This is a genomic window from Arthrobacter sp. NPDC055138, from assembly GCF_053607305.1.
In genome coordinates this window covers 26,064-49,497 of the sequence record NZ_JBSGTH010000007.1, presented here as the reverse complement: position 1 = coordinate 49,497, position 23,434 = coordinate 26,064, and the positions used below count along the sequence as shown (strand labels likewise).

Genomic DNA, 23,434 nt, shown 5'->3' with positions numbered 1-23,434 from the left:
CCGCGGGAGCGCCCCACTCGTTAGCGGTAGTCGTTGCCCAGATCGTAGTCATCCAGCGGGATGGCATGGAACTCGGGCGTCATCGAACCGTCGCCGCCGGCGTAGTCGAAGTCGCCGAAGGCACTGGGGCCGGTGAAGAGGTTGGCCTTGGCTTCCTCCGTCGGCTCCACCGACACCTGGGTGTAGCGGTCCAGGCCGGTACCGGCCGGGATCAGCTTACCGATGATGACGTTCTCCTTCAGGCCGAGCAGCGGGTCGGACTTGCCTTCCATAGCCGCCTGCGTCAGAACGCGGGTGGTCTCCTGGAAGGACGCGGCCGACAGCCACGACTCGGTGGCGAGCGATGCCTTGGTAATGCCCATCATCTCGTCACGGCCGTTGGCAGGCTGCTTGCCCTCGGAAACCGCCTTGCGGTTCTCCGCCTGGAAGCGGCTCCGTTCGGCGAGCTCGCCCGGCAGCAAGTCGGTTTCGCCCGACTCGATGACGGTGATGCGGCGCAGCATCTGCCGAACGATGACTTCCACGTGCTTGTCGTGGATGCCAACGCCCTGGCTGCGGTACACGCTCTGGACCTCGTCCACCAGGAACTTCTGGGCCTGGCGCGGGCCGAGGATACGCAGCACCTGCTTCGGGTCCTTCGCACCGGTGACCAGCTGCTGGCCGACCTCCACGTGCTGGCCGTCTTCAACCAGCAGTCGGGCACGGCGCAGTACCGGGTAGGCGATCTCTTCCGAGCCGTCATCGGGGGTGACGATGACGCGCATCTGGCGCTCGCCGTCCTCGATGGACACGCGTCCGGCCACTTCGGCCATCGGCGCGACGCCCTTCGGGGTACGGGCCTCGAAGAGCTCCTGGATACGGGGCAGACCCTGGGTGATGTCTTCCGCGGAGGCAACACCACCGGTGTGGAAGGTACGCATGGTCAGCTGCGTGCCGGGCTCACCGATGGACTGTGCGGCGATGATGCCGACGGCCTCGCCGATGTCCACGGTCTTGCCGGTGGCCAGCGAACGGCCGTAGCAGAACGCACACGTACCGACGGCGGACTCACAGGTGAGCACGGAGCGCACCTTGATCTCGGTGATGCCGGCGTCGATCAGTTCCTGGATCAGCACATCGCCGACGTCGGAGCCTGCCGCGGCCACCACGGTGCCCTCGGAGTTCACCACATCGGTGGCCAGCGTCCGGGCGTAAGCGGAGTTCTCCACTTCTTCGTGCCGGCGCAGTTCACCGTTGTGGTCGGGCTCGGCGATGACCGTGTTCAGGCCGCGCTCGGTACCGCAATCCAGTTCGCGGACAATCACGTCCTGCGAGACGTCCACCAGACGACGGGTCAGGTAACCCGAGTTGGCGGTACGCAGCGCGGTATCGGCCAGACCCTTACGGGCACCGTGCGTAGCGATGAAGTACTCCAGCACCGACAGGCCCTCACGGTAGGAGGACTTGATCGGGCGGGGGATGATCTCGCCCTTCGGGTTGGCCACCAGACCACGGATACCGGCGATCTGGCGGACCTGCAGCCAGTTACCACGGGCACCGGAGGACACCATGCGGTTGATGGTGTTTTCCTTGGTCAGGTTCTTCCGCATCGCGTCGGCAACCTCGTTGGTTGCCTTGTTCCAGATGTCGATCAGTTCCTGGCGCCGTTCGTCGTCGGCAATCAGGCCCTTGCTGTACTGGGACTCGACGCGTGCTGCCTGGGTCTCGTAGCCCTCCATGATGGAGGCCTTCTCGGCCGGGGCGGCGATGTCGGAGATCGCGACGGTCACACCGGAGCGGGTCGCCCAGTAGAAACCGGCGTCCTTGAGGTTGTCCAGCGTTGCCGCGGTGACGACCTTCGGGTAGCGCTCGGCCAGATCGTTCACGATCGCCGAGAGCTGGCCCTTGTCCGCCACACGCTCAACCCAGGGGTAATCCTCGGGCAGGGTGTTGTTGAAGACGACCTGGCCGAGCGAGGTTTCGATCAGCGCTTCCTGGCCTTCTTCCCAACCTTCCGGTGCCGGCTGGTCCGCGCTCGGCACGAAGCCGGGCACGCGGATCTTGACGACGGAGTTCAGGTGCAGTTCGCCGGCGTCGTGGGCCATGATGGCTTCGGCCGGGCTGCCGAAGACACGGCCTTCGCCTGCTGCCCCTTCGCGCTTGGTGGTCAGGTGGTGCAGACCGATGATCATGTCCTGTGAAGGCAGGGTCACCGGACGGCCGTCCGACGGCTTCAGGATGTTGTTCGAGGAGAGCATCAGGATGCGCGCCTCGGCCTGGGCCTCGGGGCTCAGCGGCAGGTGCACAGCCATCTGGTCGCCGTCGAAGTCGGCGTTGAAAGCGGCACAAACCAGCGGGTGCAGCTGCAGCGCCTTGCCTTCAACCAGCTGCGGCTCGAACGCCTGGATGCCCAGGCGGTGCAGGGTTGGTGCACGGTTGAGCAGCACCGGGTGTTCGGTGATGATCTCTTCCAGCACGTCCCAGACCTGCGGGCGGAAACGCTCGACCATACGCTTGGCGCTCTTGATGTTCTGCGCGTGGTTGAGGTCAACCAGGCGCTTCATCACGAACGGCTTGAAGAGCTCCAGCGCCATCTGCTTGGGCAGGCCACACTGGTGCAGCTTCAGCTGCGGACCGACCACGATCACGGAACGGCCGGAGTAGTCAACGCGCTTTCCCAGCAGGTTCTGGCGGAAGCGGCCCTGCTTGCCCTTGAGCATGTCGGAGAGCGACTTCAGCGGACGGTTGCCCGGTCCGGTGACCGGACGGCCGCGGCGGCCGTTGTCGAACAGCGAGTCCACAGCTTCCTGCAGCATGCGCTTTTCGTTGTTGACGATGATCTCCGGCGCGCCCAGGTCCAGCAGGCGCTTCAGGCGGTTGTTGCGGTTGATCACGCGGCGGTACAGGTCGTTCAGGTCGGAGGTCGCGAAGCGGCCACCGTCCAGCTGCACCATCGGGCGAAGCTCCGGCGGGATCACCGGAACGGCGTCCAGCACCATGCCCAGCGGCGAGTTGGTGGTGGTCAGGAAAGCGTTGACCACCTTGAGCCGCTTCAGGGCGCGGGTCTTGCGCTGGCCCTTGCCGTTCTTGATGATGTCGCGCAGGGACTCGGCCTCGGCAGCCATGTCGAAGTTCTCGAGGCGGTTCTTGATCGCCTCGGCACCCATGGCGCCTTCGAAGTACAGGCCGTAGCGGTCGCGCAGTTCGCGGTAAAGGCCCTCGTCACCTTCAAGGTCGGCGACCTTGAGGTTCTTGAAGCGGTCCCACACCATGTCCAGGCGCTCGATCTCGGCGTCGGCGCGCTTGCGCACGTTGGCCATCTGGCGGTCGGCGGAGTCGCGGGCCTTCTTCTTCTCGGCGGCCTTGGCGCCTTCGCCTTCCAGGCGGGCCAGTTCGTCCTCGAGGTCCTTGGCGATGGCCGCGATGTCCGAATCGCGGGTATCGCCCAGCTGCTTCTTCTCCAGGTCGTGTTCGGCCTGCAGGTTCGGCAGTTCCTCGTGGCGGCGCTCGTCGTCCACGCTGGTGATCATGTAGGCGGCGAAGTAGATGACCTTTTCCAGGTCCTTCGGCGCCAGGTCGAGCAGGTAGCCCAGACGGGACGGGACACCCTTGAAGTACCAGATGTGCGTGACCGGGGCGGCCAGTTCGATGTGGCCCATCCGCTCGCGGCGGACCTTGGCCCGGGTGACCTCGACGCCACAGCGCTCACAGATGATGCCCTTGAAGCGCACGCGCTTGTACTTACCGCAGTAGCATTCCCAGTCGCGGGACGGGCCGAAGATCTTCTCGCAGAAGAGGCCGTCCTTTTCAGGCTTCAGGGTGCGGTAGTTGATAGTTTCCGGCTTCTTGACCTCGCCGTAGCTCCAGTCGCGGATGTCGTCCGCGGTGGCAAGGCCGATGCGCATGAGGCCGAAGGAGGATTCGCTGGACATATGGTCCCTGTTCTCTCTTGTTCTCTAAATCTGAAAGTCTGTCGGGTTACGGAAAGAGGATGAGCGGCTGGCCGGCCGAAGGGCGCTGGGCACCTTCTGCCGGCCGGCCGGCCCGGCTAGACCTCTTCGACGGAACTCGGCTCGGCCCGCGAAAGGTCGATGCCCAGCTCTTCCGCGGCCCGGAAGACTTCTTCATCCGAGTCACGCATTTCGATCGCGGTGCCGTCGGTGGAGAGAACCTCCACGTTCAGGCACAGCGACTGCATTTCCTTGATCAACACCTTGAAGGATTCGGGAACTCCCGGCTCCGGGATGTTCTCGCCCTTGACGATCGCCTCGTAGACCTTGACGCGGCCGTGGATGTCGTCGGACTTGATGGTGAGCAGTTCCTGCAGGGTGTACGCGGCGCCGTAGGCCTCCAGGGCCCACACTTCCATTTCACCGAAGCGCTGGCCACCGAACTGCGCCTTACCGCCCAGCGGCTGCTGGGTGATCATCGAGTACGGGCCGGTGGAGCGCGCGTGGATCTTGTCGTCCACCAGGTGGTGCAGCTTCAGGATGTACATGTAGCCCACGGACACCGGATCCGGGAACGGCTGGCCGGAGCGGCCGTCGAACAGACGCGCCTTGCCGGACGAACCGATCAGGCGGTCGCCGTCGCGGGTCGGGGTGGTCGAATCCAGCAGCCCGGTGATCTCGAACTCGCTGGCGCCGTCGAACACCGGGGTCGCCACCGTGGTGGGACCGGTCTGGCGCGGCAGGTTCGGCAGGTTCTTGGCCCAGTCCGGATTGCCTTCGATGTTCCAGCCCTGCTTGGCGGCCCAGCCGAGGTGGATCTCCAGAACCTGGCCCACGTTCATGCGGCCGGGAACACCCAGCGGGTTCAGCACAACGTCGACCGGGGTGCCGTCTTCCAGGAACGGCATATCCTCGATCGGCAGGATCTTGGAGATGACGCCCTTGTTGCCGTGGCGGCCGGCGAGCTTGTCGCCGTCGGTGATCTTACGCTTCTGCGCCACGTACACGCGCACCAGCTGGTTCACGCCCGGGGGCAGCTCGTCGTCGTTGTCGCGGTCGAAGATCCGGACGCCGATCACGGTGCCGGATTCGCCGTGCGGAACCTTCAGGGAGGTGTCGCGCACTTCGCGGGACTTCTCACCGAAGATTGCGCGCAGCAGGCGCTCTTCCGGAGTCAGCTCGGTCTCGCCCTTCGGGGTCACGCGACCCACCAGGATGTCGCCGGCGTCGACCTCGGCACCGATGTGGATGATGCCGCGCTCGTCCAGCTGCGAGAGCACTTCCTCGGACACGTTCGGGATGTCGCGGGTTATTTCCTCGGCACCGAGCTTGGTGTCGCGGGCATCAACCTCGTGCTCCTCGATGTGGATGGAGGTCAGCACGTCGTCGGAGACCACACGCTGCGAGAGGATGATCGCATCCTCGTAGTTGTGTCCTTCCCAGGACATGAACGCCACCAGCAGGTTCTTGCCCAGTGCCAGTTCACCCTGATCGGTGGACGGACCGTCGGCAATGATGCTGCGGGCTTCCAGCCGCTGGCCCTCGGAGACGAGGACGCGCTGGTTGTAGGCGTTGCCCTGGTTGGAGCGGGCGAACTTCATGATCGGGTACCGGGTCTCGGTGCCGTCGTCGTTCAGCGCGGTGACCAGGTCGGCGGAGACCTCGGTGACCACGCCCGGCTTGGCGGCAACCACGGAGTCGCCGGCGTCAACAGCCGCGTAGCGCTCCATGCCGGTGCCCACCAGCGGGGCTTCCGAACGCAGCAGCGGCACAGCCTGGCGCTGCATGTTGGCGCCCATCAGCGCGCGGTTCGCGTCGTCGTGCTCGAGGAACGGAATCAGGGCCGTTGCGACCGACACCATCTGACGCGGGGAAACGTCCATGTAGTCGACTTCGTCGCCCGGCACCAAAACCGGCTCGCCGCCGCCGCCGCGCTCACGGCAGAGGACCAGGTCCTCCTCGAAGTGCAGGTCCTCGCTGAGCGGCGCGTTCGCCTGGGCGATGACGCACTCGATCTCGTCATCCGCGGTCAGGTAGTCCACCTGGTCGGTGACCTGCCCGTTGACGACCTTGCGGTACGGAGTCTCGATGAAACCGAACGCGTTGATGCGGCCGTAGGAAGCCAGCGAGCCGATCAGGCCGATGTTCGGGCCTTCAGGCGTCTCGATCGGGCACATGCGGCCGTAGTGCGAGGGGTGCACGTCACGGACTTCCATGCCGGCACGGTCACGGGACAGACCACCCGGGCCCAGTGCGGACAGACGGCGCTTGTGCGTCAGGCCGGCCAGCGGGTTGTTCTGGTCCATGAACTGGGAGAGCTGCGAGGTACCGAAGAACTCCTTGATCGCAGCCACTACGGGGCGGATGTTGATCAGGGTCTGCGGGGTGATGGCCTCCACGTCCTGGGTGGTCATGCGTTCGCGGACCACGCGCTCCATGCGGGAGAGGCCGGTGCGGACCTGGTTCTCGATCAGCTCGCCGACCGCGCGGATGCGGCGGTTGCCGAAGTGGTCGATGTCGTCGACCTCGACGCGGAGGTCGTGGTCGGCGCCGTCGCGCTTGCCCGGGATGGTGGCTTCGCCGGCGTGCAGGGCCACCAGGAACTTGATCATGGCGACGATGTCGTCATTGTTCAGGACCGAGGCGTCCGGATCGGTCAGCGGCTTGTCGATGCCCAGCTTGCGGTTGATCTTGTAGCGGCCAACCTTGGCCAGATCGTAGCGCTTCGGGTTGAAGTACAGGTTGTCCAGCAGGGACTGGGCGGCCTCGACTGTGGGCGGCTCGCCTGGACGCAGCTTGCGGTAGATGTCCAGGAGGGCTTCCTCCTGGGTCTGGGTGGCGTCCTTCTCCAGCGTGGCGCGGATCGAGTCGTACTCGCCGAAGCTCTCCAGGATCTGGCCCTCGGTCCAGCCCAGTGCCTTCAGCAGCACGGTCACGGACTGCTTGCGCTTGCGGTCAAGGCGTACGCCGACCTGGTCGCGCTTGTCGATTTCCAGCTCGAACCAGGCGCCGCGGGACGGGATGATCTTCGCGGTGAAGATGTCCTTGTCGCTGGTCTTGTCGGCGGTCTTCTCGAAGTAGGCGCCCGGCGAGCGGACCAGCTGGGAGACGACGACGCGCTCGGTGCCGTTGATGACGAAGGTGCCCTTGTCGGTCATCAGCGGGAAGTCGCCCATGAACACGGTCTGCTGCTTGATTTCGCCCGTGTTGTTGTTCATGAACTCGGCCTTGACATACAGCGGAGCGGAGTACGTGGCGTCGCGGTCCTTGCACTCGGCCATGGTGTACTTCGGATCGGCGAACTCCGGCTCGGAGAAGCTCAGGGACATGGTGCCCTGGAAGTCCTCGATCGGGGAGATCTCTTCGAAGATGTCAGAGAGGCCGGAGGTGGTGGCCAGGCCCTGGCGGCCTTCTTCCTGGGCCTTGGCTACGCGCGCCTTCCAGCGTTCGTTGCCGACCAGCCAGTCGAAGCTGTCGGTCTGAAGGGCGAGCAGATTGGGAACGTCAAGAGGTTCGTGAATCTTGGCGAATGAGAGCCGCCGGGTTGCGCCGTCGTTCGACGAGGCGTCCAGCAGGCTGTTAGCGGTATCGGTATTAGAGGTGCTCGAGGCGACCAAGAGGGATCCTTCCACAGACCTTCAGGCTTGTCCTGCGCTTCCGCACTGCCGGCACCCCTGGTGAGGTCCGGACACAACCTGGATCCGCTATATGATCCTTGCCCGCCGCACGATCTGCAGTTAAACACAGATAGGGCGTGGCGAAGCCCACCGCTATATGAAGGCCAAAGGTTTTGAGGGAAGACGCAAATACTAAGTGTACGGGACTGCGCCGCGGATTGTCCAGCACGGAGGCAGGGCCAGTTACCCGCTCCCCCGTCGTCGGGATCGGAGCGGCAGGCGCTGTGCGAAACGCGGTGCGGAGCGTAGAGCTGACCGCAGCTTGCCGCGGTGCAAACGCAGTGCGATAGGCGTCTTCGCGGTTGTCTTCCCCGGGACAACGCCACCAGCATATACCCCGTTGCCAACATTTCCGGATCTCCGCTTATGGCGAGTTCCGCGGCACGGGTAATCTGTGAAACAGATCATACCCATCGCAGCAGCCGCCGGCCACAGTCTATAACTGCGTGCACGGCGGCGCAGAAAGAGTCAGGTACACCATGGCCCAGAACAACAGCAGTCGCGACGACGTCGTCATCCTGGCCGGCGCACGCACGCCCAACGGACGGCTGAACGGCCAGCTCGCGGCCTTCAGCGCCGTCGAGCTCGGGGGTAAGGCCATCGCTGCCGCACTGGAGCGCGGCGGCGTGGCCGCAGAACAGGTGGACGCGGTCATCATGGGGCACGTCATCCAGGCCGGCGCCGGCCAGAACCCTGCCCGCCAGGCTTCCATCGCCGCGGGACTGGGCTGGAACGTGCCCACCGTGACGATCAACAAGGTGTGCCTCTCCGGGCTGGCTGCTATTACCGACGCCGCCCGGCTGATTCGCTCCGGCGAGGCGCGCGTGGTGGTGGCCGGCGGGCAGGAGTCCATGACCAACGGCCCGCACCTGCTGCCGGGTTCCCGCCAGGGCTGGACGTACGGCAGCATGACCGCCCTCGACGCCACGGCTCACGACGGCCTCACCGATGCCTTCGATCACGAGTCCATGGGTGTCTCCACCGAGCGGCGGAACAGCGAACTGGGCATCGCCCGCGAAGCGCAGGACGAAGTAGCTGCTGCGTCCCACCAGCGGGCCGCGGCCGCTGCGGAGAGCGGCGTCTTCGACGACGAGATCGTTGCGGTCAAAGTGCCGCAGCGCAAGGGCGCCGATCTGGTGGTGGACCGCGACGAGGGCGTCCGTCCGCAGACCACTGTGGAGGGCCTGGCGCCATTGCGCCCCGCTTTTGCCAAGGACGGCACCATCACGGCCGGGAACTCGTCCCCGCTGTCCGACGGCGCCGCTGCGGTAGTGGTAACCACCCGAGGTTTCGCCGAAGACCATGGGCTGGACTGGCTGGCCGTCGTCGGCCGGGCCGGGCAGGTTGCCGGACCGGACACCTCGTTGCAGTCCCAGCCCTCCAACGCCATCTCGCAGGCCCTGCAACGGGCCGGCTGGACCACCGCGGAGCTGGACTTCATCGAAATCAACGAAGCCTTCGGCGCCGTGGCCGTGCAGTCGCTTCAGGACCTGGACTACCCGCTGGAAAAGTGCAATATCCACGGCGGCGCCATTGCCCTGGGCCATCCGATCGGCGCTTCCGGCGCCAGGCTGGCACTGACCGCCGCCCTTGAACTGCACCGGCGCGGGACCGGCAAGGCTGCGGTCTCCCTGTGCGGCGGCGGCGGCCAGGGCGAAGCGCTGCTGCTGTACCGCGACTAGGACCGCGGGTCAACGTTTCGGCCGGGTACGGGGGTGCCGGCTGTTCGGTGAGGGAATACCGGCCGGGCACCGGGACTTGAACCGGACATGAGCAATGAATCCGGTGCCCCTGCCCTGCCTGCCGGCCTGCAACGTTTCCTGGCCGGAGCCGAAGAGCACTCGCTTCAGGTGGAAGTGGCCGAGCGCTCCGGCGCCCGGAGCCTGGCCGAGGCGGCGGAGCTGCTGGGCATCGCCGAAGCGGACATCGTCAAGACCCTGGTGGTCAAGCACAAAGACGGCTCCTTCCTGTTCGCCTTGATCCCCGGGGACCGCCAGATCTCCTGGCCCAAGCTCCGCTCGCTGCTGGGCGTCAACAAACTCTCATTGCCGCACGCCGACGTTGCCTTCGAGGCGACCGGCTACCGGCGCGGCACCATCACCCCGCTGGGCAGCAGCACCGCCTGGCCCGTCTTCGCCGACCAGTCCATCCGCGGCCGGCGGATTTCGCTGGGTGCCGGCGAGCATGGCTACTCCGCCTTTGTCGACGCCGATGCGCTCACCTCAGCGCTTGGCGCCACGGTCGCGGATATCTCCGACCCGGCCTGACACAGCCCCCGGCATCCGCCGTGAGGTGGCGCTGCGGTCGGTGGGCACCGCCACCGGTGGTCACCGCCGTCGGTGCGGAACTACGCTGACCGCGGCACCGCCGTCGTCCTTTCCTTAAATACAAAGCCCCGCCGCCCAATAAGGGCAGCGGGGCTTTGAAGAAGCTGAAAAAGCTTACTTGAGGGTGACGGTAGCGCCGGCAGCCTCGAGAACTTCCTTGGCCTTCTCGGCAGCTTCCTTGGTGGCGCCTTCGAGGACGGCCTTCGGAGCGCTGTCAACCAGGTCCTTGGCTTCCTTGAGGCCCAGGGAGGTCAGGCCGCGGACTTCCTTGATCACTGCGATCTTCTTGTCGCCGGCAGCTTCGAGCACGACGTCGAATTCGGTCTGCTCTTCAGCAGCAGCTTCGCCAGCGCCGCCACCGGCGGGGCCTGCAACAGCAACAGCTGCAGCGGTGACCTCGAAGGTCTCCTCGAACAGCTTGACGAACTCGGAGAGCTCGATGATGGTCAGTTCCTTGAAAGCTTCAATGAGCTCTTCGTTGGTGAGCTTCGCCATGGTTTGGCGTCCTTCCTGATAAGTGATGCGGCTGGTGTGTCCGCACCAAGAGTTGGGTTAGTGAAGAGTCTTACTGCTCTTCGGCAGCAGCCTCGGCCGGGGCCTCGGTTGCTTCGGCAGCGGGAGCTTCAGCTTCGGCAGCTTCGGCCGGAGCTTCGGCAGCGGCGCCACCGTTCTCCTCCTGCTTGATGCGCAGCGCATCGAGAGTGCGGGCCAGTGCGGACATCGGAGCCTTGAGGACTCCGGCGACGCGGGCCAGCTGGAACTCGCGGGACTCGAGAGCTGCCAGTGCAGCAACGGCGGTTGCATCCAGGGCCTTGCCCTCGAAGAAACCGGTCTTGATGACGAGCTGCGGGTTGGACTTTGCGAAATCCGTCAGGGACTTGGCGGCTGCAACGGCGTCACCCTTGATGAAGGCGATAGCAGTGGGTCCGGCAAGCTGGCCTTCGAACGCGTCGATGCCGGCTTCCTTGGCTGCAATGCCAGTCAGGGTGTTCTTTACGACCGAGAACTTGGTGTCCTGGCCCAGAGAAACACGCAGCTCCTTGAGCTGTGCAACGGTAAGCCCGCGGTATTCGGTTAGGACTGCAGCGCTGGATTCCTTGAAATCAGTGGTGATTTCTTCAACGGCTGCCACCTTGTTTGGCGTTGCCATAACCCTCCTTCCGGGGAATAGTGCCGGTGGTTCGGGTCGCGTGCATAAAAAACGCCCCATGCAGATGCACGGGGCTTCAGTCCCTCACCGGCAGGCCGGTTGCGGGGCAATGCTTCGTTCACCTGCGCAGGCCGTCCCGGGCACGGGACTTTCGGTTGAAAACGTGGAGGATTTCAACGACCGACGGTCTTTGGTTCTTCAAGGTTACGGGATGCTGCTGCCGGACTCCAAATCGGCGCCGCGTGCAGGCGAGCGAGCGGCTCGGCGGAATTCTGCTGCATGGTCCTGATCCGTGTTCGGCTCCGCTGCCGGCTATTCACACGACGGCGGTCTGCTGCCCTTCGGCGGCCTGCTGTCCCCCGGCGGATTCCGCCGACTGAGTGTCCGCTCCCCCGTCCAGGTCATCCTGGATCTGGCCCACATGGTCCTCCATAGCCTGGCGGGCACCTTGCTGGTCTCCGCTTTCGACGGCGGCGAGCACCTTGCGGTGCATGGCCAGCGTGCGGCCTCGCACGCTGGCGGCGACAAAGGCCTCGCGCCGCGCGTCGGCCAGCACCCGCCCCATCGGCACGAAGACGGCTGCAAAGAGCGTGTTGCCGGACATTTTGAGGATCAGCGCGTGGAACGAGCGGTCGGCTTCGACGAAGGCATCCGCATCGCCCGCCGCATCCGCTGACGCCATCGAGGCCAGTTCGCCGCGCAGAAGCTCCAGGTCCGTGTCCGTGCGGCGAGCCGCGGCCAGCGCCGCGGCCCCCGACTCGACCAAGCGCCGCGCTTCCAGCAATTGCTTGGACGCGACGGAGTTACCGGTGCTGTGCGCGGCGGCCCGGACGATCGCCTCGACGGAGGTCCACTGATCCGGCGGGGTGATGAAGGTACCCCGGCCCCGCTGCACGCTGATCACCTTGATGGTCCGCAGCATCGTGAGGGCTTCCCGGACGGTCAACCGGCTGACCTGGTATTCGGCGGCGATGTCCGCTTCGGCCGGCAGCGCGTCTCCCGGTGCCAGACGGCCGGCGACAATGTCCTCCAGCAGCTTCTCCGCCACCGTGTCCACCAGTGTCTTGTGTTCCATGCACCTGCTCCCGTCGCTCCCGGCGCGGATGCCGGTGCGCAATGATCTTAACCGCGCGTTGAGGTTACTGAGAGGTAGCATTACGGCCGCGCGCCACACGCGCTTTGTGACGTCATAGAAGGCCGGATTCGGTGCCGGGCGGTGCGGCGGTTCCGGGCGCAGTGGCCGCTCCGGGCCAACGCCCAATCAGGGGGGAAGGGCCCTTCCGCGCGGGGAGTCAGCTCCCGCGGTTCGCCGAAGTTTCAGCCGGCCCCCGACCCGGCGGGTTCCTCCGCGGGCTTGCGGCGGCCCTTCATGAACGTGGTGGTGTAGGCGAATGCGACCAGCGCCGTGGCAGCCAGCAGCAGGAGTCCGATGGCGTAGCTTTTGTCTTCGGCATTGTAGGTAGCGCCCATGACCAGCGGGGGGAAGTATCCGCCTAGCCCGCCCGCCGCGCTGACGATTCCGGTCACCGACCCGACCCGCTCGGGCGGCGCGCTGATTCCCACCCAGGCGAACACGCCGCCGGTGCCTAAGCCGAGTGCCGCAGCCATGGCCAGGAAGGTCAGGCCAGCCGGGATTTCAGCCCCTGGCCGCATATTGACCACAAAGGCGAGGACCACCACGGCGCCCAGCGAGAAGAGCACCACCGGCTTGGGGCCGATCTTGTCCGCAAGGATGCCGCCGACCGGCCTGAGCAGCACTGCGGCCAAGGCGAAGCCCGCCGTCCGGGTGCCGGCCCCGGTGGGATCCATCTCGTACACATCCTTCAGGTAGGTCGGCAGGTAGTTGCTGAAGGAGACGAAACCGCCGAACACCACGGCGTAGAGGAAGCACATTTCCCAGGTGATCCGCAATTTGGCCGCGGCCTTCAACTTGGGAATTACCGGGTTTCGGTTGGCTTCCCAGCTGGGAGCTTCCTCCATGGTGAACCAGATGACTACGGCTACCGCAACCAGCAGTGCGGCCACCAACAGATGGGTGGGGAAATAGCCGATCCATGCCACCAGCCGGGGCGTGAGGAAAGCGGACAGGGCGGTGCCGCCCATGCCGGCGCCGAAGACGCCGGTGGCAAAACCGCGGCGCGACTTCGGATACCACGGGCTCACGAACGGGATGCCGACGGCAAACACCGTGCCGGCCACGCCGAGGAAGAAGGCGAAAACCACCAGCAGCAGATAGGACTGGAGGGAGCCGGCCAGCGCCACCAACAGCACGGACGGAACGGTGCTGAGCAGCACCACGGTGAACATGATCCGGCCGCCGAAACGGTCGGTGAGGGACCCGACGACGATCCTGGCCAGCGATCCGACGAAGACCGGCATGGCCACCACAATTGAGGTCTGCGACGTGGTCAGGTCCATCTGCTGGGTATAGGCCGCGCTCAGCGGTGCGATGATGGTCCACGCCCAGAACGCCGTCAGCGAAGCCGCCGTGGCCAGCACCAGGTTCTTGGTTGCGCCCTTGCTCACTGTCTCCACGATGTCCCTTCCGTAGTGCCTGCCGGTGCCGTCGCAAACTTGCCGGAATTACCGCCGGTCCCTGTCCCTGGTGCCGACCGGCTGCCATCCCGGCTGGCGGCCGCGGGCGCCGGGGGCGGTGCGGACGTCGCGGCTGCGGTAGACGATGTACGGCCGGAACAGGTAGTGGAACGGAGCCGTGAAGGCGTGCACCAGCCGGGTGAAAGGCCAGATGGCAAACAACAGCATGCCAACCAGCGTGTGCAGGTGGAAGGAGAACGGAGCGGCTGCCATGGACCCGATGTCCGGCTGGAAGATAAACAGCGAGCGGAACCACGGGGAAACCGTCTCCCGGTAGTTATGCCCGTGTCCGCCCAGGAAGACACTGGCCAGCGTGGTCCAAAGGCCGAACACGATCGCGGCCACCAGCACCACGTACATGGTTTTGTCGTTCTTGGTGGTGGCCATGAAGACCGGACCGGTGGTCCGGCGTCGGACAATCAGCAAGATGATGCCGCCCAGGGTGCAGATACCGGCGATGCCGCCGACGAACAGCGCGTTGAAGTGGTAGAAGTCTTGGCTCATGCCGACAGCTTCGGTCCAGCTCTTCGGGATGACCAAGCCGAAGAAGTGGCCTGCGATGACGGCCAGGATGCCGAAGTGGAACACCGGCGAAGCGATCCGCAGCAGCTTGGACTCATACAGCTGGGAGGACCTCGTGGTCCAGCCGAACTGGTCGTATTTGTAGCGCCAGATGCTGCCGCCCACCAGAATCGCGACCATAACATAGGGCACCACGCCCCAGAGCACGATGTCGGTCATTGTTCTCCTCCTGCGAGTGGCAGCAGCCGGGGGTCGTAGGGGTCCAGTCCCACAGTCTCGGTAGGCGGTCCGTAGCCAGCCATTTTCATGATCTGCTGGCGGTCGGCGGGTGATGTGCCCGGCAGCGAGTCGCAGACCGACTGCAACACGGCGGCCTGCGGAAGGTTGTCGTCCACCAAGGCCAGCCGCAGCATTTCCAGGCTGGGCCGGTAGTCGCTCAGCACCTTGCGGCCGACGTCCAGATCCACGGTGGCAGCGAACTCAAGCACCATCGGCAGGTAGTCGGGAAGTTCACCGTGCAGGTCCACCAGCATGCCGCTGTCCCGGTAGACCTGCTTGAAACGGGCCAGGACCTCGCCGCGGCGCCGCGTGTCGCCGTCGGTCCAGTAGGTCAGGTGCAGCGCATGCCGGCGGCTGAGATCGAACTCCTGGACGTAGCGGGCTTGGGACTCCCCCAGTGGAATGGTGGTGAGCGCCTGCAGCACGTCGCGGAAAGGTCGCTCCAGCCCGGGAAACTCGGCGAGCGCCCGGCGGATCAGCGGGATCCGGCCCATCAGTTCCTGGTCCGGGTAGGACAGGCACCAGGACGCCGCCAGATAGGTGACCCTGTTTCGCCGCGTCATGGCCGGCTCTCCAAAGGGTTGCCGCTCGGTCCGGCCTGATCACTCGGCCCACCGGCGTCCGGGCCGGGTCCGGCGGCGCCTCCTTCATGGGCGGGCGAATCGGGCGACATCTGCGGGGTGTCCTGCTCGGGGAACATCCCGCGCGGCACGCCGCGGCCGTCCCAGTTGAGCAGGTTGACCCGGCCGCGCAGTTCCCCGGGTTCGCTATGGCCGGCGGTGGTCTGGCGTTGCTTCAGCGCGTAGAAGTTCTCCACCGCTACCGGCGTCGGCCGTCCGCTGGCTTCACCGAAGGCTTCCGATGCGTACATACCGGGCCCGTCTTCGAAATCCAGCGAGCAGCCGATCTCCTCCAAGTTGTGCGCCTGTTCGACGTGCGCCTTGGGAATGACATAGCGCTCGTTGTACTTCGCAATCGCCATCAGCCGGTACATTTCGTACATCCGCTCGCCGTTCATGCCCACCGAGCCGGCGATCGACTCTTCCGCGTCGTTGCCCAGGCTGATGCCGCGCATGTAGGCGCGCATGGCCGCCAGCTTGCGCAGCACGCCGGTGACGATCTCCGTGTCGCCGGCGGTGAACAGTTCGGCCAGATACTCGACCGGGACGCGCAGCGCTTCGATGGCCCCGAACAAGTTGTCCGCGTCCTCGGCGTCGTGGCCCTGGTCGCTGAGCAGGTCAACCACCGGCGAGAGCGGCGGCACGTACCAGACCATCGGCATGGTCCGGTATTCCGGGTGCAACGGCAGCGCTACCTTGTAGACCTTCGCCAGGTGATAGACCGGCGAGCGCCGGGCGGCGTCCAGCCAGTCTTCGGGGATGCCTTCGGCACGGGCGGCGGCGATGACCTCCGGGTCGTTCGGGTCCAGCATCAGGTCCAGCTGGGCCTGGTAGAGATCCCTCTCGTCAGGAACCGACGCCGCCTCGGTGACCGCATCGGCGTCGTACAGGAAAATCCCGAGGTAGCGCAGCCGGCCCACGCAGGTCTCCGAACACACCGTGGGGATGCCTACTTCGATGCGCGGGTAGCAGAACGTGCACTTCTCGGCCTTGCCGGACTTGTGGTTGAAGTACATCTTCTTGTACGGGCAGCCCGTGATGCACTGGCGCCAGCCGCGGCACCGGTCCTGGTCCACCAGCACGATCCCGTCTTCTTCGCGCTTGTAGATGGCCCCGGACGGGCAGGAGGCCATGCAGGAGGGGTTCAGACAGTGCTCGCAGATCCGCGGCAGGTAGAACATGAAAGTCTGTTCGAACTCGAATTTGATCTTGTCCTCGGATTCCCTGCGGATCTTCTCCACGATCGGGTCCAGGTGGCCTAGCTGCGAAGTACCGCCCAGGTTGTCGTCCCAGTTCGCGGACCATTCGATCTTGGTGTCCTCGCCGGTGATCAGGGACTTGGGCCGGGCCACCGGGAAGTCGTCGCCGAGCGGCGCTTCGGTCAGCGTCTCGTAGTCGTAGGTCCATGGTTCGTAGTAGTCGTTGAGCTCGGGTTGGACGGGACTGGCGAAGATGCCCAGCAGTTTCTTGATCCGGCCGCCGGCCTTGAGCTTCAGGCGGCCGCGGCGGTTCAGCTCCCAGCCGCCGCGCCACCGGTCCTGGTCCTCATAGCGCCGCGGATAACCCTGCCCCGGCCGGGTCTCCACGTTGTTGAACCAGACGTATTCGGTGCCGGCGCGGTTGGTCCAGGCTTGTTTGCAGGTGACGGAGCAGGTGTGGCAGCCGATGCACTTGTCCAGGTTCATCACCATGCCGACTTGAGCCATGACTTTCATGAGTACCTGACCTCCTGCGAACGCTTGCGAATGGTGCTGACCATGTCCCGCTGGTTTCCGGTGGGGCCAAGGTAGTTGAAGGCGTAGGCCAGTTGGGCGTACCCGCCGATCAAATGCGTGGGCTTGACCAGCAGCCGGGTCACCGAGTTGTGGATGCCGCCGCGGCGGCCGGTGGCTTCGGATTTCGGCACGTCGATAATGCGCTCCTGGGCATGGTGGACGTAGACCACGCCTTCCGGCATCCGATGGCTGACGATCGCCCGGCAGACAAACACGCCGTTCGCATTCACGCACTCGACCCAGTCGTTGTCCAGCACCCCGATGGACGCGGCGTCCTCCTGGCTGATCCAGCAGACCGGGCCGCCGCGGGAGAGCGAGAGCATGAACAGGTTGTCCTGGTATTCGGAATGGATGGACCACTTGTTGTGCGGGGTCAGGTAGCGGACCGTGATCTCCTTGGAGCCGTCCCGGCCAAGCTTCGGCTCGCCGAAAAGCCGGTGCATATCCAGCGGCGGGCGGTAAATGGGCAGCGCCTCGCCGAGGTCGCGCATCCAGTCATGGTCCAGGAAGAAATGCATCCGGCCGGTCAAGGTGTGGAACGGTTTGAGCCGTTCGATGTTGGTGGTGAATGGTGCGTAGCGCCGACCGCCGGTCTCCGAGCCCGACCACTCGGGCGAGGTGATCACCGGCACCGGCGCCGCCTGGGTGTCGGCGAACGTGATGTGCTTTTCTTCCGACCCCAGGGCCAGGTCCACCAGGTCCCGGCCGGTCTGTTTCTCCAGCTCCCGGAAGCCGTGCACCGCCAGTTCGCCGTTGGTGGTGCCGGAGAAGGTCAGGATCGCTTCGGCCAGCTTGGCGTCCGTCTCGATGGCCGGCCGGCCGTCCGCGGCGCCGCCGAGCATCACGCCATTCTTCTGGGCCAGCCAGTCCAAGGCGTGATCGAGTTTGTAAGTGATGTTCTTGACCGTGAAGCCGAGCTGGTCCGCCAGCGGTCCGACGGCAGACAGCTTGTCTGCGATGGCCGTGTAGTCGCGTTCGACGACGGCGAAGTTCGGCATGGTCTTGCCCGGCACCGGTTCCGTGGTTCCGTCCCGCCAGTCCCGGACCACGCCGCCGGGCTGCGCGATCTGCCCCTTGGTGTCGTGCTGCAGCGGCACACTGACCAGGTCCTTGCGCACGCCCAGATGCGTTGCGGCCTGGCGGGAGAACTCCTGGGCCAGCAGGTGGAACATCTCGAAGTCCGATTTGGTCTCCCACGGCGGGTCAATGGCCGGCGTGAACGCATGCACAAAGGGATGCATGTCGGTGGAGGACAAGTCGTGCTTTTCGTACCAGGTGGCGGCCGGGAACACCACGTCGGAGAGCAGCGTGGTGGAGGTCATCCGGAAGTCCGCCGAACACAGCAGATCCAGCTTGCCCTCCGGTGTCTCCTCGTGCCATCTGACCTCCTTCGGGCGGGTCATGCCGGCCTCGGCCGCGTTGCCCAGCACGTTGTGGTGGGTGCCCAGCAGGTTCTTCAGGAAGTATTCGTTGCCCTTGGCCGAGGACCCCATCAGGTTGGAGCGCCAGAGCATCAGCGTCCGCGGCCAGTTCTCCGGCGCATCCACATCTTCGACGGCGGGTGTCAGCGCGCCGTCGGCCAGCCGGGCGGCGACGTACCCGGCGGCGTCGTCCGCCTGGCCCGCGGCGACGGCGGCTTCGGCTTCCTCCGCCACCGCCAGCGGGTTCCGGTCAAACTGCGGATAGAACGGCATCCAACCCAGCCGCGCGGACTGCGAGATGGTGTCCGCGGTGTGCATGCCGGCCAGGTTCCCCTCGGCCAGCGGCGAACTCAACGATCCGGCGGAGTAGCCGTCATTGCGCCACTGGCCGGTGTGCATGTACCAGTAGGAGGTTCCCGTCATCGTCCGCGGCGGGCGGGACCAGTCCAGCGCGTTGGCCAGCGACACCCAGCCGGTGATGGGCCGGGTCTTCTCCTGGCCCACGTAGTGTGCCCAGCCTCCGCCGTTGCGGCCCATCGATCCCGTCAGCAGCAGCAGCGAGAGAATCGACCGGTAGGTGGCGTCACCGTGGAACCACTGGCAGATGCCAGCCCCCATGATGATCATCGAACGGCCCTTGGATTGTTCCCCGTTGCGGGCAAACTCGCGGGCAATCTTGATGCACTTCTTCGCCGGCACCGAGGTGATCGCTTCCTGCCACGCGGGAGTGTAAGGCGTGGATCCGTCGTCGTAATCCCCCGCCCATTCGCCGGGCAGGCCGTCCCGGCCCACTCCGTACTGCGCCAGCATCAGGTCATAGACCGTGGTCACGAGCTTGTCCCCCACCTGCCGGACCGGCACGCCGCGGCGCAGCACGGATCCCGACCCGTCCGGGGCCTCAAAGCAGGGCAGCAGAACTTCCCGGGCCTTGCTGCCCGGAGTGTACAGGCTCAGCTGCGGACGGACGCCGGCCAGATCCAGGTTCCATTTGCCCGGATCGGTCTTGTTGTAGCGGAAGCCCATGGAGCCGTTCGGCACGACCGGTTCACCGCTGACCTCATCGAGCAGCACGGTCTTCCACTCGGCGTCCTCGGCCGAGGCTTCCTCCGGCAGGTCGGCCGCGGTGAGGAACTTTCCGGGCACCAGCGACGATCCGTCCGGCGAGGGAGTCAGCGTTATCAGGAACGGCAGATCGGTGTACTGCTTGACGTAGTCGGTGAAGAGCGGGACCTCGCGCTGCACGAAAAACTCCTTCAGCACCACATGTCCCATGGCCATGGCCAGCGCCGCATCGGTGCCGGCCTGCGCAGGCAGCCAGTCATCGGCGAACTTGGTGTTGTCCGCGTAGTCCGGGCTCACGGTGACCACCTTGGTGCCCCGGTAGCGGACCTCTGCCATCCAGTGAGCGTCCGGCGTGCGGGTCACGGGAACATTGGAGCCCCACATCATCAGGTAGGTGGAATCCCACCAGTCCCCGGATTCGGGCACATCCGTCTGGTCGCCGAAGACCTGCGGGCTGGCCACCGGGAGATCCGCGTACCAGTCGTAGAAACTGGTCATCACCCCGCCGATCAGCTGGATGAAACGGGTGCCGACGCAATGGCTGACCATGGACATGGCCGGGATCGGCGAGAACCCGGCCACCCGGTCCGGGCCGTAGGTCTTGATGGTGTGGATGTGTGCCGCGGCCGCGATTTCCACCGCCTCGGCCCAACTGGTGCGCACCAGCCCGCCCTTGCCGCGGGCCTGCTGGTAGCGGCGCCGGCGCTCGGGGTCGGACTGGATGTCTGCCCAGGCCAGCACGGGGTCCTTCAGCCGCTCCTTGGCTTCCCGGTACATTTGGACCAGCACACCGCGCACGTACGGGTAGCGCACGCGCGTGGGCGAATAGGTGTACCAAGAAAAAGCAGCCCCGCGGGGGCAACCGCGGGGCTCGTATTCGGGACGGTCTGGGCCGACCGATGGGTAGTCGGTCTGCTGCGCCTCCCAGGTGATGATGCCGTCCTTGACGTACACCTTCCAAGAGCAGGAGCCGGTGCAGTTCACGCCGTGCGTGGACCTGACCACCTTGTCATGGCTCCAGCGGTCGCGGTAGAAAACGTCGCCCGCGCGGCCGCCTTGGCGGAAGACGGCCCGGCCGTCGTCGGATTCTTCCCAGCGGGTGAAGAATTTGCCCACGGCCAGCATCGCGTCGGATGCGCTGCCGTCTGTACCTGGTTTGATCGGTCCGGCTGCCATGTGGCCCACCCTAGGGAAAGGATGTGACTAAGACCACCCTTTTCGGCACACTCCGGAGAATTCCGCTGGCTTTCGATGGGCCCTTATGGCCGGGAGGCGTGCAGCTTCTTTTGCCAGGCGGCCTCGTAGCCGGCCGGAGTGAAGCCAAGGGCAATGTTGATGTCCAGCATGTTGCTGTTCTCCGCCGCGTTCCAGGTGTACAGCCGGCGGCCTGGCGGCCAGGACTCCGCGAGGCGCTCCAGGTTGCGGGCCTTCATCCACAGGCCCAGCCGGTGGCCGCGGTGGGCCCGCAGCACCAGGGTGTCCTCCTGGTAAACGACCTCGGGCTGCTCCGGAAACCACTCGAGCACGGTATGCCCCACCAGCTCGCCGGTGGGGACGTGCCGGACTGCAACCACCAGGCTTCGACCGTTCATGCGCTGAAGGTTCGCTTCCTTGTGGCGCACCCGGGCCGCGTCCCAGGCCTCCTCCTCGAAGTCAAGCTCTCCGAGCGGAACGTCGGTGCTCATCCGCTGGCGGAGGGCAGCATAATCATCCAGGTAATCCGGCGGGCAGTTGTCGGCCCATTCCACCAGCCGGTAGCTGCCGCCGGCTGTCGCCGCGGCGGTCGCTAACTGATCGGCCAGGCCGAGGGGGTCGGCGGGTATCGGCATGCGACTGCACCGCTCCACCTGCTCCAACCGGAAGCCGCTGGCCTCGGCGAACCGCACGGCAGGTGATGCCGCGGGCAGCGAACCGATGCCCGTTTCGGCCTGGACCATGTCCGGGCCCTCCAGATCGAAACCGGCAGGGTGCTCGCTCCAGGCCTGCAGCGTGGTCCGCCCCCGGCTGCCGGCAAACGCCTTGGCTTCGGCCAGGAGCCGCCGGCCGATCCCCCGGCGGCGGTACTCCGGGTGGACCGCCACAAATACATAGCCGTTCTGTTCGTTGTCTTGCAGCGACAGTTCCAACACGGCACGGCCGACGTGCCGGTCGCCGTCCTTGGCAGCCCAGAGGTAGGTGACCGTGTAGTCGTTGGCGCGGGAACCCTCCAGCCTAGCCGCCGGGCTGACCCAGAAATCGTTGTTCCCCCAAATCAGGCAGGTGACCAGATTGGCCAGCTCCACGGATGCGGTGAAGTCCGCACCGGCTGAACCAACTAGTGTCTCCGGGATCGGCAGCGGCACGATGGTGATCGACGTGGTGGGCATGCCTGCTCCTTCTGCCTCACGCAAGTGATTGAGTCTTACCAATCATCTTACGGCATGGCCGCCGGCCGACACCAGAGCCGGTGCTCCCTCCGCCGGTCCGGCCTACCTGCACCACACGGAGGGCGGCTCACCCGGAACAGGATGGAAGGGACGGGCGGTCCGGCGTAGGCTGACCAGACACAGGACCGGCCCGGGGCCGGGTGCAGGCCTGCGCCAGAACACCACAGCGGACACAAGGATCGGAGACAGCCATGGCCAGCAACAGCGCCAGCGGCATAGTCGTCGTCGGAGTCGATGGCTCCGACGCTTCCCTCGAGGCCCTGCGTGAGGCCCAACGCCTGGCCGAACCGCTCGGCGCCGACGTTGAAGCCATCGCCGTCTGGGAGTTTCCGCAGATGTACGACGGCTACACGGTCATGGGGATTGACGGGTTCAAAGAGCGGGCCGGGCAGATCCTGCAGGACTCCGTCAACAAGGCTCTGGGGCCGGACAACAACGTCCGGACACGTCTCGTGCGGGGAGCCGCCCGGCAGGCCTTGATCGAGGCCAGCAAAGGTGCCCGGATGCTGGTGGTCGGGCGCCGCGGGCACGGCCGGTTCGGCGGCTTGCTGGTCGGCTCGGTCAGCTCAGCTTGTGTGGCACACGCACATTGCCCGGTCGTGGTCGTACACACTCCGGAAGCCGACAAGACCACCTAAAACTCCGCCGGTGCCAGTAGCTAAACGGCCAATCGCCTAAACAGCCAAATTAAAGAGCAATGGCCGCAGCAAGATGCTGCGGCCATTGCCGACGGACGCCGTTACCGGCGCACGTGAAGTCCTGACTAGGCCTCCACGGCCACCTTGGTCACGTTCGGGTCCACGGAGATGCCGGGGCCGAAGGTGGTGGCGACCGTTGCCTTGGAGATGTAGCGGCCCTTGGAAGCGGACGGCTTCAGGCGCAGCACCTCTTCCAGGGCGGCGGCGTAGTTCTCCACCAGCTTGTTGGCGTCGAAGGACACCTTGCCGATGATGAAGTGGAGGTTGGCGTGCTTGTCGACGCGGAAGTCGATCTTGCCACCCTTGATGTCGTTGACAGCCTTGGCCACGTCCGGGGTCACCGTACCGGTCTTCGGGTTCGGCATCAGGTTACGCGGACCCAGGACCTTGCCCAGGCGGCCGACCTTGCCCATCAGTTCCGGCGTCGCCACGGCGGCGTCGAAGTCGGTCCAGCCGCCCTGGATCTTCTCGATCAGGTCGTCCGAGCCAACGAAGTCGGCGCCGGCGGCGATTGCGGCCTCAGCCTTGTCGCCGGTGGCGAAGACCAGCACGCGGGCGGTCTTGCCGGTGCCGTGCGGCAGGTTGACCGTGCCGCGGACCATCTGGTCGGCCTTACGCGGGTCAACGCTGAGGCGGAAAGCCACCTCAACGGTCGCGTCGAACTTGGAGGGGTTGGTCTCCTTGGCCAGGGTGATTGCCTCGACCGGGGCGTAAAGCTTGTCCGCCTCGATCTTGGCTACAGCTGCCTCATATGCTTTGCTGCGCTTTGCCATCTGCTTTTTCTCCTTGTGCAGTTGTGGTCTGCGGACCGCGCTCGGCCCTGCCACAACGACGGCGGTGTTCCCACCTTTGGCGAGCTATCTCGCCGTCGTTTTTTTGAATTGTCTTGGTGGGGCCGAAACAGGACGTTTGCCTTGGACGACCACCGGTTTGAGGGTGCTTAGCCCTCGACA

At 65.7% G+C, this 23,434-nt stretch carries 15 protein-coding genes; 3 read left to right on the top strand and 12 right to left on the bottom strand.

The genetic code is table 11. From position 1 onward, the window contains the following. Positions 1-20: 20 nt before the first annotated feature. Complete coding sequence (locus ACWF5H_RS16500; RefSeq protein ID WP_364644208.1) at positions 21-3,911, bottom strand: DNA-directed RNA polymerase subunit beta'; 3,891 nt, start codon at positions 3,909-3,911, stop codon at positions 21-23. 116 nt (positions 3,912-4,027) lie between these two features. Further along, a complete protein-coding gene (rpoB, locus tag ACWF5H_RS16495; RefSeq protein WP_452038181.1) occupies positions 4,028-7,546 on the bottom strand; it encodes a DNA-directed RNA polymerase subunit beta in 3,519 nt (1,172 codons plus the stop codon). A gap of 539 nt (positions 7,547-8,085) precedes the next feature. Here rpoB and ACWF5H_RS16490 point away from each other — a divergent pair. Continuing rightward, positions 8,086-9,288, top strand: a complete 1,203-nt coding sequence (locus ACWF5H_RS16490) for an acetyl-CoA C-acetyltransferase (protein ID WP_452038180.1) — start codon at positions 8,086-8,088, stop codon at positions 9,286-9,288. Between the two features lie 87 nt (positions 9,289-9,375). Further along, positions 9,376-9,873 (top strand): aminoacyl-tRNA deacylase, encoded by a 498-nt coding sequence (locus tag ACWF5H_RS16485; RefSeq protein ID WP_452038178.1) that lies wholly within the window; start codon positions 9,376-9,378, stop codon positions 9,871-9,873. Between the two features lie 174 nt (positions 9,874-10,047). On the opposite strand, the gene rplL is transcribed toward ACWF5H_RS16485, so the two are convergent. From rplL to ACWF5H_RS16440, 9 genes are all read right to left on the bottom strand, one after another. Next, on the bottom strand, positions 10,048-10,428 hold the full coding sequence (rplL, locus tag ACWF5H_RS16480) for a 50S ribosomal protein L7/L12 (RefSeq protein WP_452038176.1): 381 nt from the start codon (positions 10,426-10,428) through the stop codon (positions 10,048-10,050). 70 nt (positions 10,429-10,498) lie between these two features. Then, positions 10,499-11,083, bottom strand: a complete 585-nt coding sequence (gene rplJ / locus ACWF5H_RS16475; RefSeq protein ID WP_364644194.1) for a 50S ribosomal protein L10 — start codon at positions 11,081-11,083, stop codon at positions 10,499-10,501. 316 nt (positions 11,084-11,399) lie between these two features. Next, complete coding sequence (locus tag ACWF5H_RS16470; RefSeq protein WP_452038174.1) at positions 11,400-12,158, bottom strand: FadR/GntR family transcriptional regulator; 759 nt, start codon at positions 12,156-12,158, stop codon at positions 11,400-11,402. 242 nt (positions 12,159-12,400) lie between these two features. Beyond that, positions 12,401-13,618 (bottom strand): MFS transporter, encoded by a 1,218-nt coding sequence (locus ACWF5H_RS16465; protein WP_452038173.1) that lies wholly within the window; start codon positions 13,616-13,618, stop codon positions 12,401-12,403. Between the two features lie 48 nt (positions 13,619-13,666). Continuing rightward, positions 13,667-14,419: a respiratory nitrate reductase subunit gamma gene (gene narI, locus ACWF5H_RS16460; protein WP_452038172.1), complete on the bottom strand. Its 753-nt coding sequence runs from the start codon at positions 14,417-14,419 to the stop codon at positions 13,667-13,669. Beyond that, positions 14,416-15,042: a nitrate reductase molybdenum cofactor assembly chaperone gene (gene narJ / locus ACWF5H_RS16455; protein ID WP_452038170.1), complete on the bottom strand. Its 627-nt coding sequence runs from the start codon at positions 15,040-15,042 to the stop codon at positions 14,416-14,418. Before narJ ends, narI begins: the two co-directional genes overlap by 4 nt. Beyond that, positions 15,039-16,814 (bottom strand): nitrate reductase subunit beta, encoded by a 1,776-nt coding sequence (narH, locus tag ACWF5H_RS16450; protein WP_452038168.1) that lies wholly within the window; start codon positions 16,812-16,814, stop codon positions 15,039-15,041. The genes narJ and narH overlap by 4 nt, the downstream gene beginning before the upstream one ends. After that, positions 16,811-20,533 carry a nitrate reductase subunit alpha gene (locus tag ACWF5H_RS16445; protein ID WP_452038166.1) on the bottom strand — a complete coding sequence of 1,241 codons (3,723 nt, stop codon included), beginning with the start codon at positions 20,531-20,533 and terminating at the stop codon, positions 16,811-16,813. Before ACWF5H_RS16445 ends, narH begins: the two co-directional genes overlap by 4 nt. Before the next feature lie 83 nt (positions 20,534-20,616). Next, positions 20,617-21,723: an N-acetyltransferase family protein gene (locus ACWF5H_RS16440; protein ID WP_452038165.1), complete on the bottom strand. Its 1,107-nt coding sequence runs from the start codon at positions 21,721-21,723 to the stop codon at positions 20,617-20,619. 251 nt (positions 21,724-21,974) lie between these two features. On the opposite strand from ACWF5H_RS16440, the gene ACWF5H_RS16435 reads away from it, so the two are divergent. Then, positions 21,975-22,421, top strand: coding sequence for a universal stress protein (locus ACWF5H_RS16435; protein WP_452038163.1), 447 nt, complete (start codon positions 21,975-21,977; stop codon positions 22,419-22,421). A 125-nt stretch (positions 22,422-22,546) separates the two neighbouring features. Here the strand turns inward: ACWF5H_RS16435 and rplA are convergent, their stop codons facing one another. After that, complete coding sequence (gene rplA, locus ACWF5H_RS16430; protein ID WP_127511029.1) at positions 22,547-23,254, bottom strand: 50S ribosomal protein L1; 708 nt, start codon at positions 23,252-23,254, stop codon at positions 22,547-22,549. Positions 23,255-23,434 lie beyond the last annotated feature (180 nt).